This is a genomic window from Streptomyces sp. NPDC002130, assembly GCF_040296465.1.
GTDB lineage: Bacteria > Actinomycetota > Actinomycetes > Streptomycetales > Streptomycetaceae > Streptomyces.
Genome location: NZ_JBEOXI010000935.1, coordinates 1 through 1,296 on the forward strand (window position 1 = coordinate 1; position 1,296 = coordinate 1,296).

General features: G+C 61.5%; 1 protein-coding gene and 1 pseudogene. One reads left to right on the forward strand and one right to left on the reverse strand.

Translation table 11 applies throughout. The features are described 5' to 3' along the window. Positions 1-147: 147 nt before the first annotated feature. Positions 148-690: pseudogene (gene lppU / locus ABT116_RS47135) on the reverse strand (LppU family putative lipoprotein); the annotation flags it as partial. A gap of 109 nt (positions 691-799) precedes the next feature. Between lppU and ABT116_RS47140 the strand changes: the two are divergent. Then, the coding region (locus tag ABT116_RS47140; RefSeq protein WP_502984086.1) for an ATP-dependent DNA ligase at positions 800-1,296 on the forward strand (497 nt) is incomplete at its 3' end.

Here is a 1,296-nt window from a genome sequence, read left to right on the forward strand (position 1 = left end):
GTCGGACTGCGCACCGCCGCCGGGCAGGGCATAGACGGCATCGGGGAGACCTCGGTCCGGGCCCTCGCCAAGCTGGAACAGGTGCTCGCAGACCGTGAACTTACGTTCCGGGTGCTCGAATCCCGAGTCTGCCCCCGAACCGCATTCGTCGATCGACGTGGAGTTCTGCAGGATTTCGACGACCTCGACGACATTGGTGCCGCTGGTATCCGAGCATTCGATGCGGGCGGGCTCATCCATTCCGCTGCCGAGGTCCATGCATCCGCCGACTACCCAGTCGACGTCGAGACAGACAGCGCCCTGCTCGTCACCCGCGAGGGTCTCGTAGTAGTACGAGTCGACGTCGGAGGCACACTGGTCGGAGGTGGGTACCTTGGCGACCACCTTGTAGTTGGAATCCTTGCTACCGCAGTCCGCGTTGTCGATTTCCGCGGCCGTCGTGGTACCGCCGAGTTTGACGCAATCACCGATCGACACGTCGATGTCGACGTCGCCGCCGTCGTCGGAGCCTTCCTGGCCGGTGATCTTCGAGGTGGTCGGGGCCGCGGAGGTAGTGGTCGAATCGGCAACCGAGGAAGACGATTCCGCAATGGCTTTCGGCTCGATGTCGGAACCGCAACCGACGGTGAAGGCGGCGATTGCAGAAGTTGCGATCACCGCAGTGCAAAGTCGCCGGACGATTCCGGACATAAGGACCCCTTTGTTGATTCTTGGATAATTCTGTTGGTTCGTAGATTGTTCGGGACCTATTCCAATACATCGGTAGTCGAATTGCCAACCGGACTGTCAGTATGGGTAGGTGGAGCTACCCCTGATGCCGCCGCTTGCCCCGATGCTCGCGAAGGCTGCGGCCACTGTGCCGCCTCAGCCCGAGTCCGGTGACCCGACGTGGTCGTACGAGCCGAAATGGGACGGATTTCGAGCAATCATCTTTCGTGATGGTGACGAAGTGGTACTCGGGTCGCGAGGAGGAAAGGACTTGGCGCGGTACTTTCCCGAGGCGGTGGAAGCCGTCAAGTCTGAATTGCCCGAAAAATGTGTGGTGGACGGAGAACTGGTGGTTCCCCGTGAGATCGACGGTGTGACGCGCCTGAGTTGGGAAGCGCTCTCCGAGCGGATTCATCCCGCCGCGAGTCGCGTCGCATTGTTGTCGGAACAGACGCCCGCGCAATTCGTCGGGTTCGATTTACTGGCGCTCGGGGATCGCGACGTCTCGATCGAGGATTTCGGTGTGCGACGTGCGTTGCTCCTCGATTGCGTCGGTGGCGGGCCGAGTTGCCACGTCACTGCAGCGAC